We start from the raw sequence: 26,161 nt of genomic DNA, 5'->3' as shown, positions 1-26,161 counted from the left end.
ACGTCTGATGCCGTTTAGGGAGGGGGCGACCATCCCATTACAATCTTGTGAAGGTATGCACGTTATATGTATAATGACGCCATGCGCTTCCAGTTTGATCCCATCAAGGCGGACGGCAACCTCAAGAAACACGGGGTCTCATTCGCCGATGCCGAAGGAGTCTTTTCCGATCCGCTCGCCCTTCATTGTCTGGACCCGGACGCGCAGACCGAGGAACGGTTTATTGCCGTTGGCATGGGGAGCGCTGGGGTCATTATGGTGGTGGTCTATACGCTACGGGACGATGAGATCCGGCTGATCTCGGCACGGCGCGCAACACGACGCGAGGTAAGCGATTATGAGGGATGAATACGATTTTTCGAAAGGACGGGACGATGAGATCCGGCTGATCTCGGCACGGCGCGCAACACGACGCGAGGTAAGCGATTATGAGGGATGAATACGATTTTTCGAAAGGCAAACGCGGTGCGGTCCTGCCCACGAAAGGGAAGAGGCGCATTACGATCTATATCGACGATGACATCCTGGCCGCGTTCCGGGCGCGCGCCGAACAGATGGGCGGTGGATACCAGACCCTCATGAATGAGGCGCTCAAGGCCTCGCTCGCCAAGGACGACAAGCCCTTGACGGCCAGGACCCTGCGCCGGATTCTGCGCGAAGAAATGGTGTCAAAGTCTGGGTAGTAAAGTCATCCGGGCCGGCCGACACAACCTCAAGGGCGTGCATAGGCGTGAAATCGACCGTCGGTATTACCGACAGTCTTATACAACAACGACTTAGCGACAATAATCCCGGCACAAGCGACGAGACGCACAGCTGAGCCATAGCGTGCCCGCGCGTAAGTCATTGATTTTAGTACCCTGAATACTATTCAGGGTAGCATAGTTTGAATCTAGGGTACTGGGATCAATAGCTTACAAGTCATTGATTTTAGTACCCTCAGTTGAACTTAGGGTAGCAGGATCAGTGATCGCAGCCATGGCGGCCAGAGATCGGTACCGGGGTCAAAGGTCCGTTTTCCAGACCTTTGCGCAAGCCATTGATTTGTCAGGCTTAGACGTCTTGCGTCCTAGCGATACAGGCGGAACGCTCGGGGACCGCGCACGCTTCGATGGCAAATGGGCGAAAAACGCCCTTTTGAGCAAAGGCGCGCGTAAGCCCTTCATTGTGCAGGCTTGGACGAAATTCGTTCTAGGAGTCTTTGAGATCCGGCGGGCGATCCTCTTCGGGGGCGCCCCGAAGGATGGCTTCGAAGTCTCGGCCCCCGTAGTAAACGCCGACGATGGACACGATCTGCGCTTCGGCGTCCACGAGAAACGCAATCACGGCACGGCGACGGTAGTTTGTGATACGCAAACCCGCTAGGATGTCGTCGCGCCCACGGCCACGCATCGGGAACGTGGCAAGCCCTTCACAATACGCGATGATGGTGATACGCAAACCCGCTAGGATGTCGTCGCGCCCACGGCCACGCATCGGGAACGTGGCAAGCCCTTCACAATACGCGATGATGGCATCGACGTAGCGGGAGGCGACGGCAGGTGACGCAGCCTCGCTTAAGTAGTCCTCGAGTTCAGCCAGCTGGTCGCGGGCTGCGGGAGAAAACTGGACGGTGTGGCTCACGTTCGGTGCTTGGCGGTCGCCTTCCTGCGTTTCACCAAATGCTCGCGCACTTCATCTGCGGTAAGGGCCTGCCCTGGGTCGGCTCGCAACGCCTCCGCTGCTGGCACCACAGTGTCGCGCAGCCACTTTTCGACGGCCTGGTCGCGCGCGAGAAGCGCCCGCAGCCCATCCCGGATGACCTCGCTTTCGGTGGCGTACTCACCCGAACGCACCTTGTCCTTTACCGCGTCAGCCATTTCCTTGGGTAGGGTGATGCTCAACTGTTGAGTTGTTCGCATACTGGAGCTCTGACAAGTGAATAGGATTTAATCCTACGCCCCGTATTGTGAGCAGTCCAGCCCAAGCCCATGCCGGGATGGCGAGCCTCCCCGGGCAACCTGGCGCGCACCATCTATTCGCCTAGTGCGCGCCCGATCGTGCGCGGGCCCCGATACCTCCCCGGCTCAAGTCACTGTGACGCCTGTTTCGAAGCGTCACAGTAACGCGTTTTGCTCCAATATTGCTCCACTTGCTCCACCCGCCAACGACATCGAACGACATCCTACGACATCATAAACCGCTGTTTTAAAAGACATTACTCTGTAAGCCCCTGAGCGAAAAACCGTAAAAATTGCACGGATCATGCACTATCCTCAGTGCGTACACCGTTCATCGTGAACCGGTGCTATTGAGGTTGGGAGGAGTTAATGGCCATGCGTACAAAGAACCCCTTAGTGGCCGGTATCCAAGCCGGCTTTACCTTGATCGAGTTGATGGTCGTGATCGCGATCATCGGTATCCTGGCGGCCATCGCCATCCCCCAGTACGAAAAGTACATCGTGACGTCCAAGGCTCAGGATGTGGCGCAGAACTTCCATTCGGCCATCACGGCGGCGACGAGTGCGGCGGCGGCGGCTCAGGCCGGTCAGAACACCTTGCTTGCTGCAGGGAATACAGACGGGAGCAAGCCGATAACTATTACCGCCGGCGATGCGACCCCAGTATTGAGTCTAACCGCGCAAAATCCCGCTGTTGCCGGTACCTCGGCGGCCCCCAATTTCGCATTTATTGGTGTAGGCACCGCCGCCACGGGTTCGGGGGGCACGGCAACTGCTCCCACTGTCTGCGGAGAAGTGGATGTGACGGGCGCTACCTATACCACAGGCGTCACGCCGGGCGCTTATATCACCCCTGCGGTTACCACTGATACGATCATTACGGTTGGCGCGGGGAAGTTGTGCACCAATACAACCTTGGGGAAGGATATCGTCAATGCTGTCGTGGGCGACGGCTCGACCTCCGCAAACACGGGCATCACGTCACCGACTGGTGTTTCAGTGCCGGCATGTACGATTGCGGCATCTTACTGCCAGACCGATGTCGGCCCGAACGGTTCTGTCACGCCGTAACAGCGATATTAAGACAGTCTTAAAAGAGGGCGCGAGGTTTGCGCCCTCTTTTCTTTTTCTTTTTGTCGTTGCGGATTTGTCATGGGGCTTGCATGGCCAAGTCTCGCTGCCTTTTTTGCAAGCCAATATTCCAGAATATCAGCCATCCGCCATTCGACAAAGGTCTTTGTGTGAAGGGTCTTGTTGTGCGCTCCGGCATCAGCGCTGATAGCGGGTCCGGCCATGTTTGCGCTCAGCCGTTATTCCGTCGGCACGCCAAGGCCAGGATGGTCAGGGCGTATTTCGAGCGAGCACGAAGGCGATGGGCCTTTAGGGTTTCACCTATGCCGTAGGTTGCTCGGGCCAGGGCTCCCTGTGCCAGGGCCACGATCACACTGCACCCCTGTACCAACACAGAGTGCGGTCTTGCGTGACCGTGTCCTTACGGACAGCCTGGATTGCTGATGAGCAGCAAGGCGGTGTCAGGAGGTGGCTGCCGGGGATGCCATGGCCAGCGTGCCGGCGATGTCCGTGGGTGGAGAGATCGTTTGGTTGAGGATCTCCTCGGTCTTGATGGCCTTGGCTTCGGGTCCAGTTGTCATTATGTGGCGTTCCCAGCCGGCGGTCACGAGCGCATCTCCGGGGCCCAGATCCAGGCAGGTTCTATAGCGCGGCTGCGCATAGGGTAGGGGGTCCTTGTTGAACAGGAGGTTTACGGCGTTGTAGCCCGCGGTCCGGCCTTGCGGCATGGCGTGCTGGCAGGACATGACCGCATGGTGGTCGGGATCGGTTATGGCCAGAGATATATCTCCTGCGGCGAGTACCTCCGGGTGCCCTGGCAGGCGCAGGAAGGCATCCACCGCGAGTCGCCCCAGCCCCCGGTCCCTGGGCCCACCGAATGCGGCGGCCAGAGGGCTTGCCGCGAAGCCGGTCGCGATGATCACCGTCTCGGTGGGGAGTCGTTGGTGGTCCGCCAGGATCAGCTGGTCCTTCTCGTGACGGAGCCCCCCTTGGCCCGTGTGCACGGTGATACCAAGGTGCTGTAGGCGCCTTGTGATGTATTGGCGCGCATCGGGGGCGTAGCCCGGTCCGATCTCCGCGGCCCGCTCCATGAGATGGAACGTGCATCGTGGGGCCGATGGCGCAAGGTGTTCCAGTCTTGATGGCAGTGCCGTCACGATTTCGAGCCCGGTAAAGCTGCCCCCGACCACCACGAAGGTTCGAGAGGCGGGTGTCGGGAAGCCCCTTGCGGCGAGTGCCCGCAGGTGCTGGTCCAGGGTGGTGGCCTCCGCGAAGGTGTCCACGCTGAATACGCGGTCTCGTTCGACGAAGTCCGGATAGGTCTGGCGGCTGCCGGTCGCGAGAATCAGTTGGTCGTAGATGATGTCGGGGACGACATTGGACCCATTCGCAAACTGGATGCGCCGGGATGCCGGAGTGATGCTCGCGATCTCGCCCATGACGAGGTCAATGCCAAGCGGCACCAGCCAATGCCTGAGTGGCACCCGGGTCCCGGCGAGGCAGGCCTCGTAGAAGCGGGGCCGAAGCCCCAGGTATTCGTCGCGGTTGATGAGGGTGATTTTGAGTCTGTCGCGCACGCCAAGCGCCATGGCGTGTCTCGCGGCGCTCATGGCGCTCCAGAATCCGGCAAATCCACCGCCCGCGATAACCAACCGCTTCATCGACTTCTCCATGGTGTCCTCCTTGTAATGACGGTAAAGACGATCTCTATTATCCGAATTGATGCGAAAAATATTTACGATTCGGGCGACGTGATCTCCCGAAACCAACGTGCCGCCTGCTCCTGGTGTTTCGGGACCTTGCGGTCGACGTCCCGCGCCAACCAGGCCAGCGTCTTCGCCGCCAGTGCCGCCTTGATCTGCGCCTCCGCCTCCATCATGACCTGGTGGATTGTACAGGGTCCACGCCGGGCCCAGTCGGGTCGGGGCTTCCCGCGGTATAGCGCGCTCTTCTCGCGGATGTTCCAGCACTCGAAGAGGCGGACCTCCCCCTCGACGGCGACCGCCACGTCCCAAAACGTAATCTGCTCCGGGGGCTTGGCGAGTTCGTAACCGCCCTTGGCGCCGAGTGCCGAGCGCACCAATCCGGCCTTCTTGAGCTTGGTGAAGACCTTGGCAAGGTAGGTCTCCGAAACTCCCTGGAAGCGGGCGATATCCCCCACGGCCAGACTGTGCGTGTCCGGCGGGTTGCTGAGATAGAGCAGGCAATGTAGGGCGTACTCGACGCCTTTTCCCAGAACGGCCATGCACCGACGTTAGCAGACAATCCCGATACGGTAAAGCGGAATTATGGCCAAGCGTCTCAAGGATCTCAGGCCGACCGTTTCCGACATAAGCGAGACACGGGGATCAGGCCTTGGCGTTCCCCGAGCCCATTCTCAGCGCGCCCGCCATCCGGAAAAACCGGGGCCCGGGCGGTGCCGATAAAAAGTCATCAGATCGTGGTCTCATAAAGCGGTTGCGTATCGTGTTTGCCAAGGGCCGCACCCTCTGGGTCGGCAGGCGGAATCGCTCCACGGACGCGATCATGTGGGCGCTTTTGAGAGAGATCGGGCGGTAGGCGTAAGATGTAAGCCGCGTACAGATTGCCTATGCGCGAGGTCATGCGCCATGAGCGGCCGACGGGGAGGCGGGTACTCATTCGTCGCAAGCGCGGGGTCGAGTTCGCGGCGGTCGTGGACGACTTCGACGATCCCGGGGCGCCGGCTGCCGAAGACCGCGACCATGACGGGCAGTGCTTTGTCACGTGCGGCCTCGATGGCCTGGGCCGGGTGTAGGTGTGGTATATGCCTATCCCGAGCCGGGCGTGATCCGCGTCCTCTCCGCCCGAAGGGCCGGCCCCACGAACGCCGCCCGCATGAGGAGTAAACCATGAAAGGCCATTACGATTTCCGCAACGCCCGCCGCGGTGCCGTGGTTCCGGCGGTGCCCACCAAGGCCCGCATCACCATCCGTTTGGATGAGGACATCCTGGCGTGGTTTCGCGCGCACGTGAACGCAGCCGGAGGCGGGAATTACCAGACACTCATCAATGACGCGTTGCGTGAGCATATCACGCGTGATGCCGTGCCCTTCGAGGACACGCTGCGCCGCGTCATCCGTGAAGAGATGCAGCGCGCCCGGTAAGCACGGCGTCGCCGGGATGGGGAATGCCCCGGTGTGGCCCGGCCCCCGCTTGCCTTGATGGCATCGCCACAAGCCACGGCGATCCGTCGCCCGGATTTCAGGGGGCGCCGTACGCGTATTCAATGGATGTCGGCATAGCGCCCACCTCGGATGCCTTCAGTATCTCTATCCTGACGACATTACCGGCTTTGTCGAAGTCCAGGATCATCCCAGGGCTCGCCTCATCGCTTTCACTCACGGGCCGGTTGCCGAAGCGCACAGTGAGTGTGTCGGTATCCGCGTCGTAGCGTATTTTCATGGGGCCCTCCAGTCGCTCGCGATCTGGTTGTTCGGTGGGCGGCCTTGGCCCCTTTCAGCCGCTTCTGGAGCCTATACGACAGGACTCACACGAAAGGCCCCGCCTGGTCACGGTCGGCAGATGTTCTCACCTATGGCCTCCCGGTTCCTGGCCAGCGCCGCCTGAACTAGTCCCCGGTGGGATGGGGACGAATGCCTTGCCACTTGCGCAGGGCCACCAGCGACCAAATACTCTCGACAACGCCAAAAGGCCATGTCCCTGCGAGGAATCCATAGAGCGCGGATCCTAGGCAGGCCCCCGCGAAAGCCAGCGTGAACCAGTGCGACCGGGATTCGAAGGCATAAAACAGCATCATCAGGGTTACAATCGTGGCCCCGTAGGTTGTCAACATTGGTATCCTTCAGTCCAGAGAGCGCCCCGGCCATCATACGCAATGCGCGCGTTTGGCGCGCGCAAACTCCCCGCCCCGATCACCTGGCAGAACATCCAGCGGGTCAGTGTGAGCCGGCGGACCTCCATGGAGGCTGTTTTTCAGCACGCCATTCCGTCCCTAACGGATCAGAAACCCGGCGCCGTACCGGCGCGCCGGTCAAGGCCGCCGCCTGCGGCGAGCCGGTGGCGCTCACGGAGGCACCGCTATCGATGTTCGGGGCTACGGATTCTCCCTGCATGTCGCCGCGAAGCGACGCGGGCGTGGGCGAGGGATGTGGTTGCGGCCAAGAAGCCGATGAAGCCAGATGTGTTCGAGCGAAACCGCCACGCCAGTACAGAATGAGTGGCGAAAAGGGCAACGTGGGAGGGCTATGCTGAGGCCTGTAAACAGCAGTATGGGGTGGCGCCTGTGCAAAATGCCCACACCGAGCCGAGGCGAGTAAAGTCATAAAGGGAGCCAACGACGGCGGGGCAGGCGACCAATGGGAAAGCGAATACAAGCGCCGGCTTAGGCGCCACCGCTGGTAGAGAGTTACGTTATCCCCCGCGCGATCCGACTGTTCGGCGAGGACGTACCACGACACTACGATCCATAGCCCATAGCCGCCCTTGGACGTGGCGTGACGGCCGTCGTGGCGCGGTGGGTCCTGACCCACACGGAGAGCCCACACGGCGGTTGGCATGTCGATACCATCCTGAGGGCGGTTGGGGCAGAGACTGGGGGCGCAGGCCGGCGTCGCCGATGGGAACTGTGTCCGGAGGGCGATGGGTTGACGGTGTGCGGGATCGTAGTTGACGGCGGCACAATAATGAAAAGCGGGGACGTTCGCCCATTACCAACAGAATCGGGCTCCCAGCCCCGTGGCGGACGCTTCGCGTCCGATCACCTCCATACAGATCCTCCGCGCTGCGCCATCCACGGTCGTGCAGATCTTCAATACCCTACATCACCTGACACCCTGTAAACCAAGGGCGTGCGGTGCCCGGCACGCCCGAACGCGAACGTATACGAGCGATCGCGAGAATGGGTGAGGGATCAGCCGTCATCAAGACGGCTGAGGTATCCCTGCGCGGTCGTTTCTAAAATCCCCCGCGGTCTCCTGGCGGGACGGCGTTTCGTCTCGGAAACCACCAAGCCCTTTTATTGCCTTAGGCGGCGATGATGTGAAACTCGGAGGCCTGCACAACGGGACGCACCTGTCGTTTGTCGCGTTCAAGGCGCACGATCCCATAACGGCTCATCGTCTTCAGCGTGCGAGAAAGGTTGCCGGCCTTACGGCCCGTGGTCTCGGCGAGCGCGCGGATGGAGGCGGGGTGAGTCTCCAGGATGGTGCGTAAAAGGGCGCGGTTCTCGTCGCTCAATATCTCGGTGAGAGACCGCATGGAGGTGAACCACACCTTGGGCTCGTCCGGCCGTGGGCGATAGTCCCCACGCGCAATCGCATAAACCCGCTCCCGAATCTTCTCCTGCGACATGATCCCAATCGTGATCGCGCTCATGACTGTCTCTCCTGTATGATTCTGTCCACGGCGGCGAAAAAATCCTTCATCAACTCATAGGCATCCCGGAATGCGTAAGGGACGCCTATGTCCGTGGCATGGCGGTGTTGGTGATCGTACGCCACGATACGCCCGGCGTATCGCCCTTGCTGTGAGGGGTCTGGTGCGTGGGCGTTATCGAATCCCATGACGCGCGTCCCGCGCGCGTCGCGTAACGTCAAGGCATAGCGCACGCCGCGCGGAATCATGGGCGACGGTTCCACGCGCCATGCATTGATCTTGACCCAGTAGCCGCCCTCTTGCGCCAGGACGTGCCCGCTCAGTTCCAGAAGCGTATCGATCCCGGTCGGGTCCGCCATGCCTAAAATAGTATCACTGGATGATATGCGTCCCCAATGCCAATTTCCGTTGTCGGCGGTAAAGGCGGTCCCTAGATGGGGCGATGTCGGATGAGGATAAGACGATGAACCAAAAGGTAGGCGGCTAATATCCGCGTGCCGCTTAGCGCACCATTTGCCGTTGCATGGAAAGGTCCGCCCTGAAGCATCTCTTCCACGGCGCCATGACGGCGTCTCGCCGCAAGCCCTTCCCACACGGGCCGCATTGGAGTACCGCCAGGCTCTGGAATGGCCGATCGGGTATCGCCGCCTTCGTTCCGCCGTCACAGACATGACATTTCATGGCGTTCTCTCCCGCCGGAAATCGGCTTGTTATTCCGATGGATCGGCTCGTTCGCCATAACAACCCGTCCAGCATGTCCTTGCGCGTCTACGGCAATGAAACGAGGAATCCTTTCCCTATTATGATCGGCGCTCTATCGATGTCCTGTATGCGGCGGCGCGGAACTGATCCCCGACACGCGCAACCTGCCTTATACCTACAAGGGGGAGACCACCACCATCCCGGCGGTGACGGGCAAGTCCTGCCCGGTGTACGGGGAGGTGATTCTGGAGCCCGGCGAATCGGATCGCGTCATGCGCGAGATGAAGGCGTTTGCCAAGGAGGTCAATGCCGCCGTCGTCGATCCCGTCTTCACCGTCCTAATCCCCCGATCCCCTTGTAGACTAAGGGCGCAAGGAGGCGCGCCTGAATTTCCGCCCCCTGCAAATAAACCAAGGCCTCCATTCCGCGAGGGTCAAACGGGATACCCGCATGGCTTCCATAAAGTGGCTTTGGGGGGTGGCTACCCTCACTCCCACTATCGCCGTGGCCAGTCATCTCGGGGTCGTGAATTTTGCGAATGGCTCCACCCAGCCCGCAAAGATTCCTGGGGAGTTGGTGGCCCGGGCGCAAGTGGCAAGGCGCAAGCCCGGACACGTTGTGCCGTTGCGTGGTGGTGGGGGCACCGGTCGGTGCGCCGGCCTGCAACTTCGTTTCGTCAGGTGAGCGCACGGCGGTCATCCGCGACGATCTGGTTGCGGCCGGCATTCCTCGTAAAAAAGATCGTCGGCCAGTACGCCGGGATCGTCCACCGTGGATCGGCGTCGGCCGGCCGTGCGGTGATCGTGGACGCGGCCACGTGCGCGGCCTTGGGGTTCCCCCGGCCCGCACCGGTGAAGGCGGCCTTGCGTCGTCTGAGACGCAAGCGAGGCGCTGGTTGTTCGTTGTACCCGAATGAGGGGCGCGGGCGCCGTTGGTGATAATTCCCAAGGTCTGCGGCCACGGATCTTTGATTCGCCAGCACCGTCCGGCGGTTCGGACGTTGATCGGGGGCGATAGCCGAAAGGGCCCCGCCACCGATGGCCCATGGGGTCCCGCGGTTCGCCGATCCGCAGCCTTGCGCAAAGTAACCGGCCTTGCGGCGCCCGAGTGCGCCGGCCGCTACCGGCCCTTGGCCGTCACCCGGCGGATTCGCGGCTGCCACAGTGCGGCCCCTGCGGCCGGCAAGGGTGTCTGCCACGCCCTTTCCGCGGGCTACGCAAATCGCTCCTATCTCTTTGCTCGATAAGGAGAATGCGCCTTGTTGGCGGGGGCAATCCAGTGTCTAGCATGAATCCTGCAAGGTCCTGGCCATAAAGCCGGTCCTTGTGAGCCGGCGCACTGGGCGTGGGGGTTTATGGTCATGATGGGCGGGAACCCGCGGACGGGCGCGCGGGGTGCGGGCTTTACCTTGATCGAGGCGATGGTTGTGATTGCCATCATCAGTGTCCTGGCGGCGATCGCCATCCCGGTGTATGAGCGCTACACCGCGGTCGCCAGGGCCCAGGACGTAGCCGAGGATTTCCACGCGGCGATCAGCGCGGTGACCGATGCCATTTCAGGCGCGCAGGCCGGGCAGGCCACCCTGATTGCCCTCGGGAACACGCAGGGGGTACCGGCGGCCGCGCCGGCCTCGGGGGCCGAGGTCCCCGTCCTCAGTGATCGCTTGACGGACCCCGTGGCCTTTGCCACGACCGGCGGGGCCTCTTCCATCAATTTTGCCTATATCGGATCGAGCGGCACCACGTTTACCGCGCCCACCTATTGCGGGGAAGTGGATATCGTGGGTGAAGGACCCAAGGCGCTGGCAACGGCCACGGGTGCCTGGATCAATCCCGGCATCACGCGCTCGGTGTATCTCAGTGTCGGGGTGGGCCGTACCTGCGGGAACGATGCAGCCCTGGGTCAGGATATCATTAATGCGATCGTCGCCAACGGGTCGAGTGCGTCCCTTCCCATGACCGACAATGCCGGGCATACCGTCAGCCCCTGTCTGTCGGGGGTGGCGGCCTGTTATGCCGAAGTGGGCTCCAACGGTTCCATTACGCCCTAGACGCCGCGCCTTACGGTAGGGCGCGATGGGTTCACGGGATGGGCGGTCGCCGGGTCCGTGGGCATGCACCCCACGCTTCCTGTGGGTGCATGATGTCAGCCTCCCGACATTCAAGGGCCGCCACCGGCCCACGATGCAACGAGGATCACCCACCCTTCCTGATCCCGATTTGCGCCAGCGCCCGAGCCCGTAGGACCGGGGCCTCCCGGACGGCGGGCACAAGTCGTGATGACCCCGATGCCCTGGAAATTTCCGGATGGTACGAGGCGTGCGCCATTTATAGTATGGCAGCCTCGCGGGCCGGTCCGTGCGCCCGCAATCCGGTGGTATAATAGGAGTACGCATCGTCATGGGCGCGAACATGCTGGATACCTATACGCTCGTCAAGCGTCTGACCCAGGCCGGCGTTCCCGAGGCACAGGCCGAGGCCCATATGTCGGTGTTCCTGGATATGTCGGAGCGCGGGTTCGCGACCAAGGGCGATATTGCGGCGCTTGGGAAACGCATAGATGATCTCGCAACCCATGTCGCGGGCATGGATGTGCGCCTTGCCGGAATGGATCTTCGCCTTTCCGGCATGGAGCTCCGCCTGATGGTTCGGCTAGGTGGACTCATCGTGACGCTGATGTCCGTGGGTTTTGGGGTCCTGGAGTTCACTCTCGCGCACTGATCCTGCCGTCAAGCGCGAGCGCGTGATCGGTGGGGCCGGTGAAGCGGTGACGGGATACATACCCCGATCTCTCATCCTTTGGTTCCTATCCGGCTCCCTTATGACCCCTTCAGTGCGGTGTTCAGGGCGGGTATCGTTGTCCAAGGCCCGGACAGGACTTTCCGATGAAACGGACGATGTCGATCGAGGCCCTCGAGGCCGAGGTGGCGCGCCTCAAGGGCCTGCTGGAGGCGCACGGAATCGAGTGGCGCCCGTTAGGGCGGGATGTCCGCGAGGGTGGCATGGCGCGCGGCGCGCGCGAGAAGGTGGCGCTCTTTCGGGGGCTTTTCCAGGCGCGCAGCGACGTCCATGCACTGCGTTGGGAAAGCGCCGCTGGCGGCCGCTCGGGCTATGCGCCGGCGTGCGCCAACGAGTGGCGGCCCGGGATCTGCAGGAAACCGCAGGTGGCCTGCTCGGCCTGCGACCATCGGGAGCTTGTGCCGCTGTCGGATGCCGTGCTTTATCGGCACCTCACCGGGCAATGCACGGTCGGCATCTATCCGCTCCTGACAGACGAGAGCTGCGGCCTCCTGGCGGTCGATTTCGATGAGGCGCAATGGCGCGAGGATGCGCGCGCCTTCGTCTTTGCCTGCAAGGCCATGGATGTGCCGGTGGCCTTGGAGATATCGCGTTCCGGGGCCGGTGCGCATGCCTGGATCTTCTTCGAGGGGACGGTGCCGGCGCGCGATGCGCGACGCCTGGGGGTGGCGCTGATCAGCGAGGCCTGTGCCCGTACCGGCCAGCTCAAGCTGAATTCGTATGATCGGCTGTTCCCGAATCAGGACACCATGCCCAAGGGCGGTTATGGCAACCTGATCGCGCTCCCCTTGCAGAAGGACCGGCGCGCGCACGGCGCCACGGTGTTCGTGGACGAGTCCCTGCGGCCGTATGACGATCAGTGGGGCTATCTCGCGACCATCAGGCGCATGCGGTTGTGTGACATCGAGTCCACCATCCTGCGCGCCACGGGCGGTGCCCACCCCCTCGATGTGGCCTTCATCGAAGACGCGGAGGGACAGGAGCCCTGGCGGCGACCCAGGACCCGAGCCCGCCCCTTGCCCGGGCCCTTGCCGGCCACGCTCACGGTGCGCATGGCCGACCGGCTGTATTTCGAGAAGGCGGAACTGACGCCGGCGCTCACCCAGCGGCTGATCCGCCTGGCGGCCTTCGCCAACCCGGAGTTCTACAAGGCCCAGGCCCTGCGCCTGTCGGTGTGGGACAAGCCGCGCCTCATAGGCTGCGCCGAGAAGTTCCCGCGCCATATCGCCCTGCCGCGCGGCTGTCTTGAGGCCGTGCGCGGGCTTTTGCGGGAGCATGGCATCGGCTGCGAACTTTGCGACGAGCGCTTCGCGGGCGAGTCCCTATCGTGCCGCTTCACCGGCCGCCTGCGGCCCGATCAGGAACAGGCGGCGGATGCCGTCATGGGCGAGGACATGGGCGTGCTGTGCGCGGCCACCGCCTTTGGCAAGACCGTGGTCGCGGCCGCCGTGATCGCGCGCCGCGCGGTCAATACCCTGGTCCTCGTCCACCGCACGGACCTCTTGCACCAATGGCGCGAGCGCCTGGCGGCCTTTCTCGAGATCGATGACGGCGCGATCGGGATACGCGGCGATGGCAAGGATGATCTGCGCGGGGTGATCGATGTCGCGGTCTTGCAGTCGCTCGGACGCCGGGAGGCCATCGACCCCGTGGTCGGACATTACGGCCACGTCATTGTCGATGAGTGCCATCATGTCAGCGCGGCCTCCTTCGAAGAGGTGTTAAGGACCGCCCGCGCGCGCTACGTGCTGGGCCTCACCGCCACTCCGATCCGGCGCGATGGTCGCGAGCCCGTGATCTTCCTGCAGTGCGGCCCGATCCGGCATCGGGCCCGGAAATCCTCCGATGCGCCCGCCGATTGCGAGGTCATTCCGAGGATCTGGGAGATGCGCGGCCCGCTTTCACCGGAGACCGGCATCCAGGACGTGTTTCGTCTCCTGGCGCACGACCGCGACCGGAGCGCGGCGATCGCCATCGCGGTCGAACGGGCCTTTACGGCCGGCCGCAAGACCCTTGTCCTCACCGAGCGTTCGGATCATCTGGAGGCCTTGGCCGAGGAGTTGAGGGCGCGCGTGGCGCCGCTCTTCGTGTTGCACGGACGGATGTCGAGGAAGGCGCGCGTGACCACGCTCGCCGCGCTCGAGGCGTTGCCTGCCGATGCCGCGCGTGTTGTGCTCGCCACCGGGCGCCTGGTGGGCGAGGGCTTCGATCACCCGCCGCTCGATACCCTGGTCCTGGCCATGCCGGTGTCGTGGCGCGGGACCCTGCAGCAATACGCGGGGCGCTTGCATAGGGCGCATCCGATGAAAACACGCGTCCGGATCGTGGACTTCGTCGATACCGGCCATCCGGCCCTCGGCCGCATGTGGGCCAAGCGGCGGCGGGGCTATCGGGCCATGGGCTATCGGCTGCGCGAGCCGCCGGCGGACGCCGATTGCGATCCCGAAGGGTAAGGACATCGCCGGGGTCGGGGGAGGGGAGGCACCCTCGCCGCCGAGCGCCGGAGGGGTGGTCTCGGGAGGTCAGGGTGGCGGGTTCGGAGGGGGCCGACCGGCCCTTGTCGGGTGGGCCCGAAAGGCCTCTGGCACGCATTTTCGGGGGTTCGGTGCCCGTAAAACCCCCAATAGACCCCGCGAAATCCTGACTAAATAAATCAACAACTCTTGACCGCGGTCAAGTCGAATCATATTAGCGACTTCTCATAATGCCGGCCGTATCCCGGTCCTGTCCGGGATCGCAAGACGTCCACTTCAAGGAGGTATCATGAGGAGTTCGCAGACGCTTTCGGGATCGGGGGACGACGGGACGCATGACGTCGTCATCCGCAATCTCAAAATCGCCCTCCTGCTGACGCTCGTCGTCACGGTCGGCATCCTGATCTACGGGACCTTCGTCACCTACAGCCAAGTACCGCCCCTGCCAGGGCGATTCCTGGACCCCCAGGGGCAGGTGTTCATGACGCGCCACGATGTGGTGGCCGGCAAGGCCGCGTTCCAGGAGGCCGATCTCATGGATTACGGCAGCATCTATGGGATGGGGTCGTATTTCGGGGAGGACTACACCGCGCAGTTCCTGCACGCCCTGGGGCGGCACACCGAGCAGGCGCTTGCCAAGGCACGCTACGGCAAGAGCCTGCGCGCCCTCACCGTGGGGCAGCGCTACACCGTGCGCGCCAGGATGCGCGAGGACCTGCAAGGCATTGCCTTGCGCGATGCGCGGGTGACGTTGCCGGCGGCGCTCGCCAAGGCCGTGCGCGAGGTGCGCACGCGCGCCGTGGGTGAGCTCCTCCATAACCATTTTGCCCACGGCTGGACGCGCCCCGGCGGCTTCGACCATGCCAAGGCCCAACACCTGGCGGATTTCTTGATCTACAGCGCCATGACCACGATCGCGCGCCGCCCCGGGCGGACATTCTCTTATACCAACAACTGGCCGTATGCGCCGACCGAGGGCAATACCCCGACCACCCCGACCTTCATCTGGACGTGGATCTCGTTTGCCTGGGTGATGTTCGCGACGGGGGCTGTCATCTATCTCTTCTACCGCTACATCCACACCGAGGATCGCTCGCCGCGCGAGGTCCTGATCGCGGGCTTCCCGCCGCTCACCGAGAGCCAGCGCAAGACCGGGAAGTACTTCGTGACGGTCGCCGCGTTGTTTCTCGTGCAGATCGCCGCCGGTACCCTCATGGCCCATGACTATGCGGAGCGCGCGAACTTCTACGGCCTGTCGCTCGATCGGATCTTGCCGTTCGCGTTCCTGCGCAGCGTCCATATCCAGCTGCCGATCCTCTGGATCGGGCTTGCGTGGATAGGGGCGGGGCTTTTCATCGCGCCCATGATCGGCGGCGGGGAGCCCAAGGGTCAGGGGCGGCTCGTGGATCTCTTGTATGTCGCCACCGTGGCGATCGTGGTCGGGGGACTGTTCGGGGACTATGCCGGCATCAAGGGCTGGTTCACCCATGGTTCCTGGTTCTGGTTCGGAAACCAGGGCCTGTCCTATCTCGAGCTCGGGCGCGCCTATCAGATGGGACTCTTTGCCGGGCTCAGCTTCTGGAGTGTGCTCGTGGGACGGGCCATGTGGCCGGCCTTGAAGGCGCGTAAGGGATTCCTGAGCGTCGAACACATCCTCTTCTATAGTACGGTCAACATCGCGCTCTTGTATGTATTCGGCATGATCCCCGTGACCTCGATCGCGAGCTCTTTCACCATCACCGACTTCTGGCGCTGGTGGGTCGTGCATCTGTGGGTGGAGCAGGCCTTCGAGCTCTTCGTGGTGGCGGTCACCGGCTACTTCCTCATGGCCCTGGGGCTCGTGTCGCGGCGCACCACGCTGATCGCGATCCTGTTCGAGACCATCCTCGTGTTCCTCGGCGGGGACGATGGCATCGGCCATCACATGTACTGGGTCGGCGATCCGGGGATGTGGCTGTCGGTGGGCAGCCTGTTTTCCTATATCGAGGTCCTGCCGCTGGTGCTGCTCGTGATCGAGGCCCTGATCGAGCAGCGCGACCTGATCCGGTCCCAGAAGGACTTCCCGCATGCGCTGGCCTATAAGTACGTCATCGGCTCGGCGTTCTGGAACTTCGTGGGCGCCGGCGTGTTCGGCGGCGGGCTCATCAATGCCCCGCTCGTGAATTATTACGAGCACGGTACCTTCCTGACACTCGCGCACGCCCACACGGCCTTGTTCGGGGCCTTTGGTCTCATCGCCATAGGCCTCGTGTACTTCTCGCTGCGCTATATGAATGGCGAAGGCCCCTGGGACGAGACCATGGGGGCCACCGCGTTCTGGCTCTTCAATGCCGGCATGGCGCTGTGGCTAACCTTGAACTTCTGGCCGATCGGCTTTCGGCAACTGGCCGCCGTGTATGAGCATGGCTATGCCTATGCGCGCAGTCTGAGCTTTTATAACACCACCACGACCTACCAGTGGTTGCGCATGCCGGGAGACATCGTGTTCTCGGCCGGCGCCCTCTTGCTCGCGGTCGACATCGTGCGCAAGCTCAAGGTCCTGTGGGGCCGTCAATCACCGGCGGCGGCCGGCGGTCGCTTGACCCCGGCGCCAAGGAGGTCGCTATGAAATCGGCATGGGGATGGGGTCTCGCGGCCCTGGTTGGCGTGACCGCGCTCTCGATCGGCCTGTCGGTCGTCATACCCGCGCATGATACCGATGCCGCGCGCGCCGAGACCGGCACCGCCTGGGCATTGGCACGGTCCGCGCTCACTCGCGCCGGCAGCGCCTGCCAGGATCCGACGGTGTCCTCCGGCGGGCTTACCGCGCGGGTCGTGGCGCAGGGCGGGCGGTGTGTGGTCCATGTGACCATCCCCGCCGATCCCGGCGTCCCCGCCCTCGTCAGGGGCGCGCGCCTTACGGCGGTGGTGGAAGGCGGCGCGATCCATTGCCGGGTGCGAGGCGGGCATGGCGCGGGGGCCCTCGATTTCCCCGCGGCGTGTCATTATCGGCCGACCGGCATGCTGCTGTAAGGTCATCACTTGTGGTGCGGAAGGGGGCCTTCGGGGCCCCTTTTCGTTTGAGGTCCTCATCGCCCGGCATGGGCAAGCGGCGTCGAGGCGCGAGTCTTCGCCATGGTCTGGACCATCGACCCGGCCGTCGCGCCAGATCGGCGCGCGCAAGCATTACCGACCCCGAACCTCGATAGGAGGTGACGTCCGCGATCGCTTTGAGCCTTGCCACGGTGAGCCACGGAGATCGCCCGGGGCGTTGGCATTAGGTACACTGCCATGTCCATAACCATGAGGGCATGGGTCATGATGGAAATCCCATTTACGGAATTGCGCAACCATGCCAAGGCTTGGTTTGATCGGGTTGAGGCAGGGGAGGCTGTGCGCGTGTCGCGTCATGGCAAGCCGATCGCGGAAATATACCCCATCTCCCCGCAATCGCCCTCTTGGAAGCAGCGTCCGGCACGTCCGTTCGCCATTGGCGGGAGGGAGATCGCGCGCATGATTCGGGAAGAGCGCGGGGATTGATGCGCGTCTACTTCGATTCGTCGGTCTTTGCCAAACGCTACCTCTATGAACCAGGTACCGACGTCGTCTTGGCATGGTGCGAGAAGGCCCGAGAATTGGTATTGTCCGTGCAATTTTTACGGTTTTTCGCTCAGGGGCTTACAGAGGAATATCTTTTAAAACAGCAGTTTATTATGTCGTTCGATGTCGTTCGATGTCGTTGGCGAGTGGAGCAAGTGGAGAAAAATTGGAGCAAATGGCGTCACGGTGACGATTCAAAACATGCGTTGCAAGCGGCTTGTCCACGGAGGATGGTTTGGTGACTGAGGGGCTTCGGGGTCGGTACCGCTGGAACGAGTTTCGCGGTCTGTAACGGGGTGGCTGGCGGGGTGATTATCGGTGACGTGCGGACGTTCGCGACACGCCACCGACATATTACTTATGTCTGTGTCCGCGATGGTTCATCCAGGCCAGTACCAGCCCGCCCACGCCGATGAGAGTAACCCACCCTAGGCCAATCCATAACTGCGTTGTGGTGATTGCGCTCATGATGTACGGTCTCCTAAGGTGTCGCGTGAAAATAAGTTGATCAATTATTTTCCCTTCAGTACCGGAAAGAGGGCATAGTTCCAGTCGCCGTGAAAGGGGCCCAGCTTGAGATTGAGCGCACTGAGTTCCGCATCCGTAACTGAGTTCCGCATCCGTAACCTTGATACCCACAGGATAATGGGCACGATCCAGTTCGGCGCGGATTTTCAAGCCAGCTTGTGTGGTCGTATTGGCAATCAAGTTGATAATGACTTCGTGGCTCACCAAGGGGCGGCCCCGCCAGTTCTGGGTAATATGACAGAACATGCGATGCTCGATCTTGTTCCACTTGCTGGTGCCCGGTGGGAAATGACACACATGGATCGGGATACCCAAATGCGTGGCCAACTCCTGCAACGCCACCTTCCACAAACGGCAGCGGCTGCCGTTGCTACCGCCCCCATCGGCGGTGATCAAGAGTTTTTGGGCATGGGGATAACGCTTACGACCCATCTTCTGCCACCACCGGCTGATGGCTTGGACCGCGAATTGCGCCGTATCATGACCGATGCCGACACTGACCCAACCCTCGTTCTGACTGAGGTCGAATACCCCATATGGAACGACCTTACCCAGCAGCGGGTCTGGGGATGGCTTGGACCGCGAATTGCGCCGTATCATGACCGATGCCGACACTGACCCAACCCTCGTTCTGACTGAGGTCGAATACCCCATATGGAACGACCTTACCCAGCAGCGGGTCTGGGAAGTCGTGCACATCGACTTCTTCTGGCTCGCCTTTGGGCTGCCACTCGCGTCCGCCGTTTTTGAAGGGACCGACGGCCTCCTTTTTCTTGGTGTCCACTGAGATCACCGGCTGACCGCTTTGCTGAAAGCGCCGCACAGTGGCGTTGATATATTCAAATTGGGCATTACGATCCGGGTGGGAACCGCCTTCTTTCGTTTTGCGGTTGCTTTGTAAGCTATACCCGGCCGCTTTCAGCAAGGTGCCCACCGACCAGGCGCTGATCGGGTGTTTCTGTAAAGTAAGGGCTTCCGCCAGACTGCTCGTACTCTTGCAGGTCCAACGCAAGGGCGACATGGGGTCTCCCCGCGTCATCGGATCGACCAGACGCTCCAGTGCTTGCGTTAATCCCGGATCGGATTCGGTCAAGCGTTTGCGCCCGCCGCCGATCGCGCGCACGCGGGATGTCACTTTGGCTCGAGGGTTCTTTTTGCGCGCCGCGATCTCCGCCAACCCTTTACGAATGGTATTGCGCGAGAGCCCCGTGGCGGCACTGACGGCACTCAATCCTCCCCAACCGTAGGTCTGCGCTTCCGTGGCCGCCCATTGCCGACGCATGCGTCTCCGCCAACCCTTTACGAATGGTATTGCGCGAGAGCCCCGTGGCGGCACTGACGGCACTCAATCCTCCCCAACCGTAGGTCTGCGCTTCCGTGGCCGCCCATTGCCGACGCATGCGTTCGTCCATCAAAGGACCGAGCGCGCCGTAGCGCGTTTTGATCTGTCGTAGCGACGACTGATTAGGCATAGACGCATGAGATCACTTCCCGGTAACTTGGTCAAGTTATTTTCACGCGATGCCTAAGATCGAAACGGCGGCGTACTCAATCAGGGTAAAGCTTAATAGTGAGGCGGCCATGGGCCACCAATCATGACGCTCAAGCCCTGTCGTATAGCCAAAAAAACCAAACCCAGCAACCGCGATAGGTTGCGCCGGCCGGCGCGGATGACCTTACTACCAGAAAGCGCCGCAGTGCTCCGCCTGTAACCGCGCGGCGGTTCAGGGGGTGGCACCGGCCATTCGGCCGGCAATGCCGGCCATTCGGCCGGCAATGAGCGGCGCTAGCGCCCAACGGGTGATCATTCCGGCCGTCCCTGCTGTTTGACATTGTGGGCCGCATGGCCCATGTATTGTTTGAGCACGGACAGTGTGTTTGACATTGTGGGCCGCATGGCCCATGTATTGTTTGAGCACGGACAGTGGCGCACCACCCACGGTGAGGATGCAATAACTGCGACTCCAGAATACGGGCTTGCTCCAGTAATACCGCTTCAGATGGTCGGCAAATTCCTTGCGCAACAAGCGACTCGTGACCGTTTTGAGATTATTCACAAAGGCGGATGGCAACACCTTGGGCGTCAGGGCCAGGAGCCGATGGACATGATCCGCTTCACCGTTGAATTCCAGCACCTTGCACTCCCATTTTGCCGCCGTGTTACGGCGGCGGATGGCAACACCTTGGGCGTCAGGGCCAGGAGCCGATGGACATGATCCGCTTCACCGTTGAATTCCAGCACCTTGCACTCCCATTTTGCCGCCGTGTTACGGCCAAGGGTCTCCCGCCGGTCCCGCATGGGGCCAGTCATGCACTTGCGGCGATATTTCGTGACCAGAACCAAATGATAGTTCCGATTATCAATACTCTGATGCCCGGTGTTTCCGAGGGTTTGCGGGGTCATGGTGGCCGAATAGAATGACGTCATGCCCTATCGCAAAGTCATGTATCGCCTCTATCCCAACGCCACCCAAACGGAGCGGCTGGAGACGATGCGGGGCTTGCATCAGCGGTTGTATAACACGGCGCTGGAAGAACGCATCCGCGTGTACCAGGAAACCGGCAAGGGATTATCGTTTGCCGACCAGTGTAAAGTGCTGACCCAATGGCGCCGCATCAGCGCCGGTCTTGCCTCTTTGAACGCCCAATCCGAGCAAGTCACGCTCAAGCGCCTGCACCTAGCCTTTCAGGCCTTCTTCCGGCGGGTGAAGAATGGCGACACGCCGGGTTTCCCGCGCTTCAAGTCTCTCCGTCGCTATCCCGGCTGGGGCTACAAGACCCACGGCGACGGCTGGAGACTGCACGCCGGCGAGAACAGCGTCCACGGCAAGCTGTATCTCCAAGGCGTCGGACACATTCCGATGCGCGGCCGGGCCCGCACGACCGGCACGCCTGTGACCTGTGAGATCTTGCACAAGGCCGGCAAGTGGTACGCCTCCGTGACCCTGGAGATCGAGACCATACAGCGAGAGCGCGGCACCGCCATCGGCGCCTTTGACTGGGGCCTGACGGACTTCTTGACCCTCGCCACCCCGATGGGGATCGAAACGGTTGCCAATCCCAGACGCCTCAAGAACCAGTTAGCGGAATTGAAGCGTCTCGGGCAAGAGGTGTCGCGGAAAATTCGCATGGCGCAGGAAAGGACTGGCCGGAAAAAGGGTTTTCCGGTATCGGTCAGCCTGCGCCATGCCATCTCGCACTTGGCCCGGCTGCACGCCAAGGTGGCGCGGCAGCGCCAGGACTTTCTGCACCAGACCAGTGCAGGACTGGTGAAACGCTTCGGTGCCATCGGTACCGAGACATTGGCGGTCAAGAACATGGTGCATGGCGGTGGTGCCCATAAAAAGGGCCTCAACCGCGAGATTCACGCCGCCTCCCCCGCGGCATTTCTCAAGATGACCCGGACCAAAGCGGAACAGGCTGGGTCCTGGTATGAGGAGGCGCCGACGCGGGAGATCAAACCCACGCAACGCTGTCATGGGCCATGCGGCCCACAATGTGGATGCGGGCAGCTGCCGAACGAGAAGAAAAAGCTCTCGGACCGGCAGCACCAGTGTCCGCATTGCGGTGTGACCTGTGGTCGAGATGAAAACTCGGCATGGGTGTTGTTGCGTTGGCTAGATGCGAGGTTGTCCGGGCGGGAACCGTCCGAGGTGTGGAGCGGTGGAGGTTTCACCGCGACGACCGGCCATTCGGCCGGCAATGAGCACGAAACTCACGCCATAGCTGTCTAGGCTTGGCGGGAGCAGTTCATCGCGACTCTTTGAGCGGCAGCGCGAAACGGGACAGGTCATGGCGCGAACGGTCCAGCGGCCGGTTCGACAGCGGCAGCTTGAAGCCGTGCTTGGACAGCACGTTGGCCAGCGGCGCCCATGTGGAGAGCGTATGCGCATAGACCTCGACCATCTTGCGATGGGGCGCATAGATAAGTGTGGCATCGCGCGCCGAGAAGTAGCAGAAACTGCGGCGGTTACGATTGATCACCTGCACCGCCGTGACCTGTTCACCGGTAAAGCGGACGACCAGGTAGTGGACGGTCTGGGTGTCGCCGTTCCCGTCTTCATCGTCAAGCGGGACGTGGATGACCTCGCAGGGCTCCGTCAGGCGCATCGCGGTCGTCAGCTGGGTTTCCAGCTCCTTCTTGACGGTGTCGCTCCAGATGAACGGCGGCGCGTCGTCACAAGGCACGTCGAAGGCATCGTGCAGCCGCTTGTTGCCGCAAAGGTCGCCGGTGTTCAGGATCGACCCGGCCACGTCGAACAGCCGCGCCGAATCATCGGAATGGGTGCGCATCCAGACTGAACGGCCGATCTCGCCGCCGTTTTGCGACAAGAACATGTCGACCAGCTCGTTGTCATTGAATTGATCTGCGACGGTGGTGAGGATGGCCGCGCCGCGCGGCGATGCGAGACGCAATACCCGCAGGGATTCGCGTTCAGCCGGGTCGCGCTGTTCTTTACGGAGGTGCCTGACGTGTCCGGCCAGGACCGCCGGGATGGCGTCGACGTCCTGCGACCAGCGAACCCCCGAGCCACCGCTTCGCATCCGTGCAGCCCGCTGAAGGCTTTGAGGTTGTCGACCTGCGCCTTCTCGATCATCTCCAGCAGGCAGTACACGTTGGTCAGGGTCTTCTTGCCCATGCTTTCTCCCTTCGGCCCTTCACATGGCCACAGTCCATTGGCGCATCAGCGCCACCGATTGCGTCAGGCCCTGCGCCAGCAGGATGTCCAGATATCCGTCCGCCGTCTTGGGCGGGTTCTTCAGTGAGCGCCGATGACTGGCTGCGGCCTCCAGTACGCCTGCTGGATGCGGGTCGAGGAGATCGACGATGAAGTCGTCCGGATGCTGAGCCGCGAGGTTGTAGGGTTTGAGCACCTCTGCCGGAAAGTCCTTGAGGTTGAAGGTCACGATCAGGCTGGCGCCGGAGTGGATGGCAGCCGCCGCCACATGGCGGTCGTCCGGATCGGGCAGATTGATCGACGGAATCAGGTATTCGAATCCGGTGACCAAACTGTCCCGAACGTGGGCGTTCATCAGGTGGCGCGTCCGGTTCAACTGGTCTTGAGTCAAATCAGGTCGGCTGGCCAGGACATTGCGCGTCCACTCATCGTGGATCAGTTCGCTCCAGCGCGCCCGGAACAGATCCGACAGCGCCAGATGCATCAGCAGATCGCGCAGGGGTGCCGGATAGAGGACGCAAGCGTCATAGACGACGGTGAAGCGCGAACTCATCCGTTCAGTACCCCATGCCGAGTTCCTGGGCCTGTGCTGCCAGCTCATCCAGGGCCTTGCGACGCTCGGCATCGATGCGATTCTTGTAGGTGATCACATCCTGGTAGCGGACACGACGGTGGGTGCCGATCTTGTGGAACGGGATGTCGCCTTTCTCCAGCAGTTGGACAAGGAAGGGGCGCGAGATGTTGAGAACATCAGCCGCCTCCTGGGTCGTCAGTTCAGCGTGGATCGGAATGATCGACACGGCGTTGCCCTGGCCGATCTCGGTCAGGACTTCCAGGAGCAGACGCAGCGCCGAGGTCGGGATGCGCACCGCGCGCACCGCTCCCTTGTCGTCATGGAAGTCGATCTGCTGGGTTTCGGCGCGGGTCTGGAGCACAGTCGACAGCACACGGCTCGACTCCCGGGCGAGCGCGATGTCCTCTTCGGAGGGCAGTGTTTTGGAGATAGCGGGAGCGTTCATGGAGGTCTCCTCATCGGGTCAAAGTTCGATGGAACCTATTATAAACGAAATAAGCGCAATCGCAATAACCGAAACGTCAGGCTGGCACTAATACAAATCAACAAGTTGGCGAGATCACACGTAAACAATCGGTAAGTAATCGGTGATTACGTCTACGATTGCTGCGTTAAAATCTGCCGGAAGTTGCGCGCGAGCGGATACAACCAGATATCCTTGATGGGCACACTGATTTTCTTGGCCGGCCCCAACTTGCCACGACCCTGCGTCTGGCCCACCAGGATCCAGTTGGCCGCCCGATAACTGGTCCCCCGGAAACGAGGGGTTTCGACGAAGGTCTCCAACAACACCGGGCGATAGCCATAGCGGGTCTGCCAATCCGAGGGCAACTGCCGGGCGACGCGGCCGAGGATCTGGGAGGCCAATCCCGGGCAGCGCACCCATGGGAGAATCACAAAGCGGCCGTTGTTCACGATCAGATGGAGCCGGTCTTGCCGTTGCTGCGGGGTCCAACCGATGAAGCGATCACGGGGTGCCGTTTGCCAGGCACTGGCCCCGAAGCCCAAGAGCGCCACCAGCCGTTCCTGGGCGGTGACGAAGTAGCGGATTTGCGCCCCGGGCAGCGGGCTAAAGCCCAGATAGTGATAACGCTGGATGTAGGCATTCCACAAGCGCGAGTCCGTGCGCGACACGACGGGCTGAAACGCCAACGCGGGCAACTCGTGGACGGGTTGTCGCAGTTCCGGTTGCGGGTCGGTGGCCCGGGTCGGCGATGTCGAGCGGGGTCTTACTAAGCAGTTCATATCTTAGAGACCATATGATATGATTGCCTCATGCGAGTCGACGGAAGAAAGATCGATCACGCCAAACTCGAAGAGATCCGTTTCGAGGCGGTGAGAAGGGTGCAGGCGGGCGAGGCGCCCACGACCGTCGCGCGGGACATGGGGCTCTACACGAACCGGATCTTCATCTGGCTGGCGGCGTATCGCAGTGGAGGATGGGATGCCTTGCGCGCGCGCAAGGCCATGGGCCGCCCCAAGCGCCTCAATGCCAAGCAGATGCGTTGGATCTACGACGCCGTGACCCTGAAAAACCCCCTCCAGCTGAAGCTCCCCTTCGCGCTGTGGACGCGGGCCCAGATCCGTACCCTCATTGCCCGGCGTTTCTCGGTAAAGCTCTCCTTGGTGTCGGTGGGACGGCTTTTGGCGCAACTGGGGCTTAGCGGCCAGAAGCCGCTCTTTCGCGCCTACCAGCAGGATGCTTCCCTGGTGGCGCGCTGGTTGAAGGAGGAGTATCCCAAGATCCGGGCGGAAGCCCGGCGCGCGAAGGCCGAGATCTTCTTCGAAGACGAATCCGGGGTCCGGTCGGACTTTCCTAGCGGGACCACCTGGGCGAAGAAGGGCGAAACGCCGGTGGTGCGGGTCACCGGGGCGCGCTTTGCCTTGAACAGGATCTCGGCCGTGAGTCCGCGCGGAGAGCTGCGCTTTATGGTGGTACGCGGGGGCGTGGGCGCCCGTGTGTTCATCGAGTTCTTGAAGCGCCTCGTGCAGGGCAGCCAGCGCAAGATCTTCCTTATCTGTGATGGACACCCCTCGCATCGCGCCAAGAGGGTCACAACGTTTGTCGCGTCGCTCAAGGGAAAACTCCGATTGTTCTTCCTGCCCCCCTATTCCCCTGAACTCAATCCGGATGAGCTCGTCTGGAATGACGTGAAGAACAACGGCGTGGCCCGTACGCTCGTGCACGGCCCGAGGGACCTCCTGCGGGCACTCATCAGCCGGCTGCGCCATCTGCAAAAGACCCCGGAGATGGTGCGATCATTCTTTCGGCATCCGGAGACGCGCTATGCTGCGCAGCTATAGTCTCTAATATATGTACTGATTAGTAAGATCGGCTGGCTCGGCGAACAGAGCTTGTCGGGTGGGGAATCCAGCCAGCTGATGTGGTCCGGATGCACACCGGCGGCGAACGGCGGCTACCCATGCCCGACCGTAACGGAGGCCACAACCTCGGCCGTGG

Annotated in this window: 28 protein-coding genes and 3 pseudogenes; 15 read left to right on the top strand and 16 right to left on the bottom strand. The window is 62.1% G+C overall.

What is annotated here, in order from left to right; genetic code table 11:
- The first annotated feature begins 81 nt into the window (after positions 1-81).
- Together C4901_RS15330 and C4901_RS15325 are read left to right on the top strand one after the other, a co-directional pair.
- The gene (locus tag C4901_RS15330; protein ID WP_110138072.1) at positions 82-348 is read left to right on the top strand and encodes a BrnT family toxin; all 267 of its coding nucleotides are present in this window, start codon (positions 82-84) and stop codon (positions 346-348) included.
- A gap of 80 nt (positions 349-428) precedes the next feature.
- Positions 429-683, top strand: coding sequence for a BrnA antitoxin family protein (locus C4901_RS15325; protein ID WP_110138071.1), 255 nt, complete (start codon positions 429-431; stop codon positions 681-683).
- A 508-nt stretch (positions 684-1,191) separates the two neighbouring features.
- Here C4901_RS15325 and C4901_RS15320 read toward each other — a convergent pair.
- Positions 1,192-1,623 carry a type II toxin-antitoxin system RelE/ParE family toxin gene (locus tag C4901_RS15320; RefSeq protein ID WP_110138070.1) on the bottom strand — a complete coding sequence of 144 codons (432 nt, stop codon included), beginning with the start codon at positions 1,621-1,623 and terminating at the stop codon, positions 1,192-1,194.
- Positions 1,620-1,901 (bottom strand): type II toxin-antitoxin system ParD family antitoxin, encoded by a 282-nt coding sequence (locus C4901_RS15315; RefSeq protein WP_110138069.1) that lies wholly within the window; start codon positions 1,899-1,901, stop codon positions 1,620-1,622. The genes C4901_RS15320 and C4901_RS15315 overlap by 4 nt, the downstream gene beginning before the upstream one ends.
- Before the next feature lie 408 nt (positions 1,902-2,309).
- Between C4901_RS15315 and C4901_RS19605 the strand changes: the two genes are divergently transcribed.
- Complete coding sequence (locus C4901_RS19605) at positions 2,310-3,011, top strand: prepilin-type N-terminal cleavage/methylation domain-containing protein (RefSeq protein WP_370445937.1); 702 nt, start codon at positions 2,310-2,312, stop codon at positions 3,009-3,011.
- Between the two features lie 461 nt (positions 3,012-3,472).
- Here the strand turns inward: C4901_RS19605 and C4901_RS15305 are convergent, their stop codons facing one another.
- Both C4901_RS15305 and C4901_RS15300 read right to left on the bottom strand, forming a co-directional pair.
- Positions 3,473-4,684 carry an NAD(P)/FAD-dependent oxidoreductase gene (locus C4901_RS15305; protein ID WP_110138068.1) on the bottom strand — a complete coding sequence of 404 codons (1,212 nt, stop codon included), beginning with the start codon at positions 4,682-4,684 and terminating at the stop codon, positions 3,473-3,475.
- Between the two features lie 62 nt (positions 4,685-4,746).
- Positions 4,747-5,256, bottom strand: coding sequence for an Rrf2 family transcriptional regulator (locus tag C4901_RS15300; protein WP_110138067.1), 510 nt, complete (start codon positions 5,254-5,256; stop codon positions 4,747-4,749).
- Positions 5,257-5,601: 345 nt separating this feature from the next.
- Between C4901_RS15300 and C4901_RS15290 the strand changes: the two genes are divergently transcribed.
- Positions 5,602-5,787: a hypothetical protein gene (locus C4901_RS15290; protein ID WP_110138065.1), complete on the top strand. Its 186-nt coding sequence runs from the start codon at positions 5,602-5,604 to the stop codon at positions 5,785-5,787.
- Between the two features lie 94 nt (positions 5,788-5,881).
- Positions 5,882-6,136 carry a BrnA antitoxin family protein gene (locus C4901_RS15285; protein ID WP_110138064.1) on the top strand — a complete coding sequence of 85 codons (255 nt, stop codon included), beginning with the start codon at positions 5,882-5,884 and terminating at the stop codon, positions 6,134-6,136.
- Positions 6,137-6,233: 97 nt separating this feature from the next.
- On the opposite strand, the gene C4901_RS15280 is transcribed toward C4901_RS15285, so the two are convergent.
- The 4 genes from C4901_RS15280 to C4901_RS15265 all read right to left on the bottom strand — a co-directional run bounded on the left by C4901_RS15280 (position 6,234) and on the right by C4901_RS15265 (position 8,725).
- The gene (locus C4901_RS15280) at positions 6,234-6,434 is read right to left on the bottom strand and encodes a DUF2283 domain-containing protein (RefSeq protein ID WP_110138063.1); all 201 of its coding nucleotides are present in this window, start codon (positions 6,432-6,434) and stop codon (positions 6,234-6,236) included.
- A 166-nt stretch (positions 6,435-6,600) separates the two neighbouring features.
- Positions 6,601-6,825, bottom strand: coding sequence for a hypothetical protein (locus C4901_RS19600; protein WP_110138062.1), 225 nt, complete (start codon positions 6,823-6,825; stop codon positions 6,601-6,603).
- A 1,190-nt stretch (positions 6,826-8,015) separates the two neighbouring features.
- The gene (locus C4901_RS15270; RefSeq protein WP_110138061.1) at positions 8,016-8,366 is read right to left on the bottom strand and encodes a transcriptional regulator; all 351 of its coding nucleotides are present in this window, start codon (positions 8,364-8,366) and stop codon (positions 8,016-8,018) included.
- Positions 8,363-8,725, bottom strand: coding sequence for a DUF6516 family protein (locus C4901_RS15265; protein ID WP_110138060.1), 363 nt, complete (start codon positions 8,723-8,725; stop codon positions 8,363-8,365). Before C4901_RS15265 ends, C4901_RS15270 begins: the two co-directional genes overlap by 4 nt.
- Positions 8,726-9,211: 486 nt before the next feature.
- Here C4901_RS15265 and C4901_RS19595 point away from each other — a divergent pair.
- Positions 9,212-9,346 (top strand): annotated as a pseudogene (locus C4901_RS19595) (type II toxin-antitoxin system MqsA family antitoxin); the annotation flags it as partial.
- Between the two features lie 398 nt (positions 9,347-9,744).
- On the opposite strand, the gene C4901_RS18735 reads toward C4901_RS19595, so the two are convergent.
- A complete protein-coding gene (locus tag C4901_RS18735; protein WP_240611781.1) occupies positions 9,745-9,951 on the bottom strand; it encodes a hypothetical protein in 207 nt (68 codons plus the stop codon).
- A 477-nt stretch (positions 9,952-10,428) separates the two neighbouring features.
- Between C4901_RS18735 and C4901_RS18995 the strand changes: the two genes are divergently transcribed.
- From C4901_RS18995 to C4901_RS18270, 7 genes are all read left to right on the top strand, one after another.
- A complete protein-coding gene (locus C4901_RS18995) occupies positions 10,429-11,118 on the top strand; it encodes a prepilin-type N-terminal cleavage/methylation domain-containing protein (protein ID WP_304529288.1) in 690 nt (229 codons plus the stop codon).
- Between the two features lie 349 nt (positions 11,119-11,467).
- Positions 11,468-11,788 carry a hypothetical protein gene (locus tag C4901_RS15250; protein ID WP_110138058.1) on the top strand — a complete coding sequence of 107 codons (321 nt, stop codon included), beginning with the start codon at positions 11,468-11,470 and terminating at the stop codon, positions 11,786-11,788.
- A gap of 164 nt (positions 11,789-11,952) precedes the next feature.
- A complete protein-coding gene (locus tag C4901_RS15245; RefSeq protein ID WP_110138057.1) occupies positions 11,953-14,319 on the top strand; it encodes a DEAD/DEAH box helicase family protein in 2,367 nt (788 codons plus the stop codon).
- A 310-nt stretch (positions 14,320-14,629) separates the two neighbouring features.
- The gene (locus tag C4901_RS15240) at positions 14,630-16,948 is read left to right on the top strand and encodes a nitric-oxide reductase large subunit (RefSeq protein ID WP_110138056.1); all 2,319 of its coding nucleotides are present in this window, start codon (positions 14,630-14,632) and stop codon (positions 16,946-16,948) included.
- Complete coding sequence (locus C4901_RS15235; protein WP_110138055.1) at positions 16,945-17,352, top strand: hypothetical protein; 408 nt, start codon at positions 16,945-16,947, stop codon at positions 17,350-17,352. Before C4901_RS15240 ends, C4901_RS15235 begins: the two co-directional genes overlap by 4 nt.
- Before the next feature lie 285 nt (positions 17,353-17,637).
- The gene (locus C4901_RS15225; RefSeq protein ID WP_110138053.1) at positions 17,638-17,859 is read left to right on the top strand and encodes a type II toxin-antitoxin system Phd/YefM family antitoxin; all 222 of its coding nucleotides are present in this window, start codon (positions 17,638-17,640) and stop codon (positions 17,857-17,859) included.
- The gene (locus C4901_RS18270) at positions 17,859-18,161 is read left to right on the top strand and encodes a hypothetical protein (protein ID WP_205736063.1); all 303 of its coding nucleotides are present in this window, start codon (positions 17,859-17,861) and stop codon (positions 18,159-18,161) included. Before C4901_RS15225 ends, C4901_RS18270 begins: the two co-directional genes overlap by 1 nt.
- A 270-nt stretch (positions 18,162-18,431) precedes the next feature.
- Here the strand turns inward: C4901_RS18270 and C4901_RS19590 are convergent.
- The 3 genes and pseudogenes from C4901_RS19590 to tnpA (C4901_RS18920) all read right to left on the bottom strand — a co-directional run.
- Positions 18,432-19,729 (bottom strand): annotated as a pseudogene (locus C4901_RS19590) (ISAzo13 family transposase); the annotation flags it as partial.
- Between the two features lie 442 nt (positions 19,730-20,171).
- Positions 20,172-20,582: an IS200/IS605 family transposase gene (gene tnpA / locus C4901_RS18925; protein ID WP_205736062.1), complete on the bottom strand. Its 411-nt coding sequence runs from the start codon at positions 20,580-20,582 to the stop codon at positions 20,172-20,174.
- Positions 20,531-20,875 carry an IS200/IS605 family transposase gene (gene tnpA / locus C4901_RS18920; RefSeq protein WP_110138050.1) on the bottom strand — a complete coding sequence of 115 codons (345 nt, stop codon included), beginning with the start codon at positions 20,873-20,875 and terminating at the stop codon, positions 20,531-20,533. Before tnpA (C4901_RS18920) ends, tnpA (C4901_RS18925) begins: the two co-directional genes overlap by 52 nt.
- Here tnpA (C4901_RS18920) and C4901_RS15195 point away from each other — a divergent pair.
- Positions 20,874-22,181, top strand: coding sequence for an RNA-guided endonuclease TnpB family protein (locus tag C4901_RS15195; RefSeq protein ID WP_110138049.1), 1,308 nt, complete (start codon positions 20,874-20,876; stop codon positions 22,179-22,181). The two genes, tnpA (C4901_RS18920) and C4901_RS15195, sit on opposite strands and share 2 nt — an antisense overlap.
- A gap of 25 nt (positions 22,182-22,206) precedes the next feature.
- Here the strand turns inward: C4901_RS15195 and C4901_RS15190 are convergent.
- The 4 genes and pseudogenes from C4901_RS15190 to C4901_RS15175 form a co-directional block, all read right to left on the bottom strand.
- A pseudogene (locus tag C4901_RS15190) lies at positions 22,207-23,087 on the bottom strand (hypothetical protein); the annotation flags it as partial.
- Positions 23,088-23,106: 19 nt separating this feature from the next.
- Positions 23,107-23,679, bottom strand: coding sequence for a PIN domain-containing protein (locus C4901_RS15185; protein ID WP_110138048.1), 573 nt, complete (start codon positions 23,677-23,679; stop codon positions 23,107-23,109).
- 4 nt (positions 23,680-23,683) lie between these two features.
- Positions 23,684-24,145 carry a helix-turn-helix domain-containing protein gene (locus tag C4901_RS15180; protein ID WP_110138047.1) on the bottom strand — a complete coding sequence of 154 codons (462 nt, stop codon included), beginning with the start codon at positions 24,143-24,145 and terminating at the stop codon, positions 23,684-23,686.
- A 152-nt stretch (positions 24,146-24,297) separates the two neighbouring features.
- Positions 24,298-24,945: a DUF4338 domain-containing protein gene (locus C4901_RS15175; RefSeq protein WP_110138046.1), complete on the bottom strand. Its 648-nt coding sequence runs from the start codon at positions 24,943-24,945 to the stop codon at positions 24,298-24,300.
- Positions 24,946-24,975: 30 nt separating this feature from the next.
- On the opposite strand from C4901_RS15175, the gene C4901_RS15170 reads away from it, so the two are divergent.
- Positions 24,976-26,004 (top strand): IS630 family transposase, encoded by a 1,029-nt coding sequence (locus tag C4901_RS15170; RefSeq protein ID WP_110138045.1) that lies wholly within the window; start codon positions 24,976-24,978, stop codon positions 26,002-26,004.
- The last annotated feature ends 157 nt before the right edge of the window (positions 26,005-26,161 follow it).

This window comes from Acidiferrobacter sp. SPIII_3 (assembly GCF_003184265.1).
Lineage (GTDB): Bacteria > Pseudomonadota > Gammaproteobacteria > Acidiferrobacterales > Acidiferrobacteraceae > Acidiferrobacter.
Note: the sequence above shows the minus strand (reverse complement) of the source record. Positions and strands in the feature narration are given on the sequence as shown.

Bases quoted from the DNA above. Each gene is read 5' to 3' on its own strand.
- C4901_RS15330 (WP_110138072.1), top strand. From the start codon at position 82: ATGCGCTTCCAGTTTGATCCCATCAAGGCGGACGGCAACCTCAAGAAA.
- C4901_RS15325 (WP_110138071.1), top strand. From the start codon at position 429: ATGAGGGATGAATACGATTTTTCGAAAGGCAAACGCGGTGCGGTCCTG.
- C4901_RS15315 (WP_110138069.1), bottom strand. From the start codon at position 1,901: ATGCGAACAACTCAACAGTTGAGCATCACCCTACCCAAGGAAATGGCT.
- C4901_RS19605 (WP_370445937.1), top strand. From the start codon at position 2,310: ATGGCCATGCGTACAAAGAACCCCTTAGTGGCCGGTATCCAAGCCGGC.
- C4901_RS15305 (WP_110138068.1), bottom strand. From the start codon at position 4,684: ATGGAGAAGTCGATGAAGCGGTTGGTTATCGCGGGCGGTGGATTTGCC.
- C4901_RS15300 (WP_110138067.1), bottom strand. From the start codon at position 5,256: ATGGCCGTTCTGGGAAAAGGCGTCGAGTACGCCCTACATTGCCTGCTC.
- C4901_RS15290 (WP_110138065.1), top strand. From the start codon at position 5,602: ATGCGCGAGGTCATGCGCCATGAGCGGCCGACGGGGAGGCGGGTACTC.
- C4901_RS15285 (WP_110138064.1), top strand. From the start codon at position 5,882: ATGAAAGGCCATTACGATTTCCGCAACGCCCGCCGCGGTGCCGTGGTT.
- C4901_RS15280 (WP_110138063.1), bottom strand. From the start codon at position 6,434: ATGAAAATACGCTACGACGCGGATACCGACACACTCACTGTGCGCTTC.
- C4901_RS19600 (WP_110138062.1), bottom strand. From the start codon at position 6,825: ATGTTGACAACCTACGGGGCCACGATTGTAACCCTGATGATGCTGTTT.
- C4901_RS15270 (WP_110138061.1), bottom strand. From the start codon at position 8,366: ATGAGCGCGATCACGATTGGGATCATGTCGCAGGAGAAGATTCGGGAG.
- C4901_RS15265 (WP_110138060.1), bottom strand. From the start codon at position 8,725: ATGGCGGACCCGACCGGGATCGATACGCTTCTGGAACTGAGCGGGCAC.
- C4901_RS18995 (WP_304529288.1), top strand. From the start codon at position 10,429: ATGATGGGCGGGAACCCGCGGACGGGCGCGCGGGGTGCGGGCTTTACC.
- C4901_RS15250 (WP_110138058.1), top strand. From the start codon at position 11,468: ATGGGCGCGAACATGCTGGATACCTATACGCTCGTCAAGCGTCTGACC.
- C4901_RS15245 (WP_110138057.1), top strand. From the start codon at position 11,953: ATGAAACGGACGATGTCGATCGAGGCCCTCGAGGCCGAGGTGGCGCGC.
- C4901_RS15240 (WP_110138056.1), top strand. From the start codon at position 14,630: ATGAGGAGTTCGCAGACGCTTTCGGGATCGGGGGACGACGGGACGCAT.
- C4901_RS15235 (WP_110138055.1), top strand. From the start codon at position 16,945: ATGAAATCGGCATGGGGATGGGGTCTCGCGGCCCTGGTTGGCGTGACC.
- C4901_RS15225 (WP_110138053.1), top strand. From the start codon at position 17,638: ATGATGGAAATCCCATTTACGGAATTGCGCAACCATGCCAAGGCTTGG.
- C4901_RS18270 (WP_205736063.1), top strand. From the start codon at position 17,859: ATGCGCGTCTACTTCGATTCGTCGGTCTTTGCCAAACGCTACCTCTAT.
- C4901_RS15195 (WP_110138049.1), top strand. From the start codon at position 20,874: ATGCCCTATCGCAAAGTCATGTATCGCCTCTATCCCAACGCCACCCAA.
- tnpA (WP_110138050.1), bottom strand. From the start codon at position 20,875: ATGACGTCATTCTATTCGGCCACCATGACCCCGCAAACCCTCGGAAAC.
- C4901_RS15185 (WP_110138048.1), bottom strand. From the start codon at position 23,679: ATGAGTTCGCGCTTCACCGTCGTCTATGACGCTTGCGTCCTCTATCCG.
- C4901_RS15180 (WP_110138047.1), bottom strand. From the start codon at position 24,145: ATGAACGCTCCCGCTATCTCCAAAACACTGCCCTCCGAAGAGGACATC.
- C4901_RS15175 (WP_110138046.1), bottom strand. From the start codon at position 24,945: ATGAACTGCTTAGTAAGACCCCGCTCGACATCGCCGACCCGGGCCACC.
- C4901_RS15170 (WP_110138045.1), top strand. From the start codon at position 24,976: ATGCGAGTCGACGGAAGAAAGATCGATCACGCCAAACTCGAAGAGATC.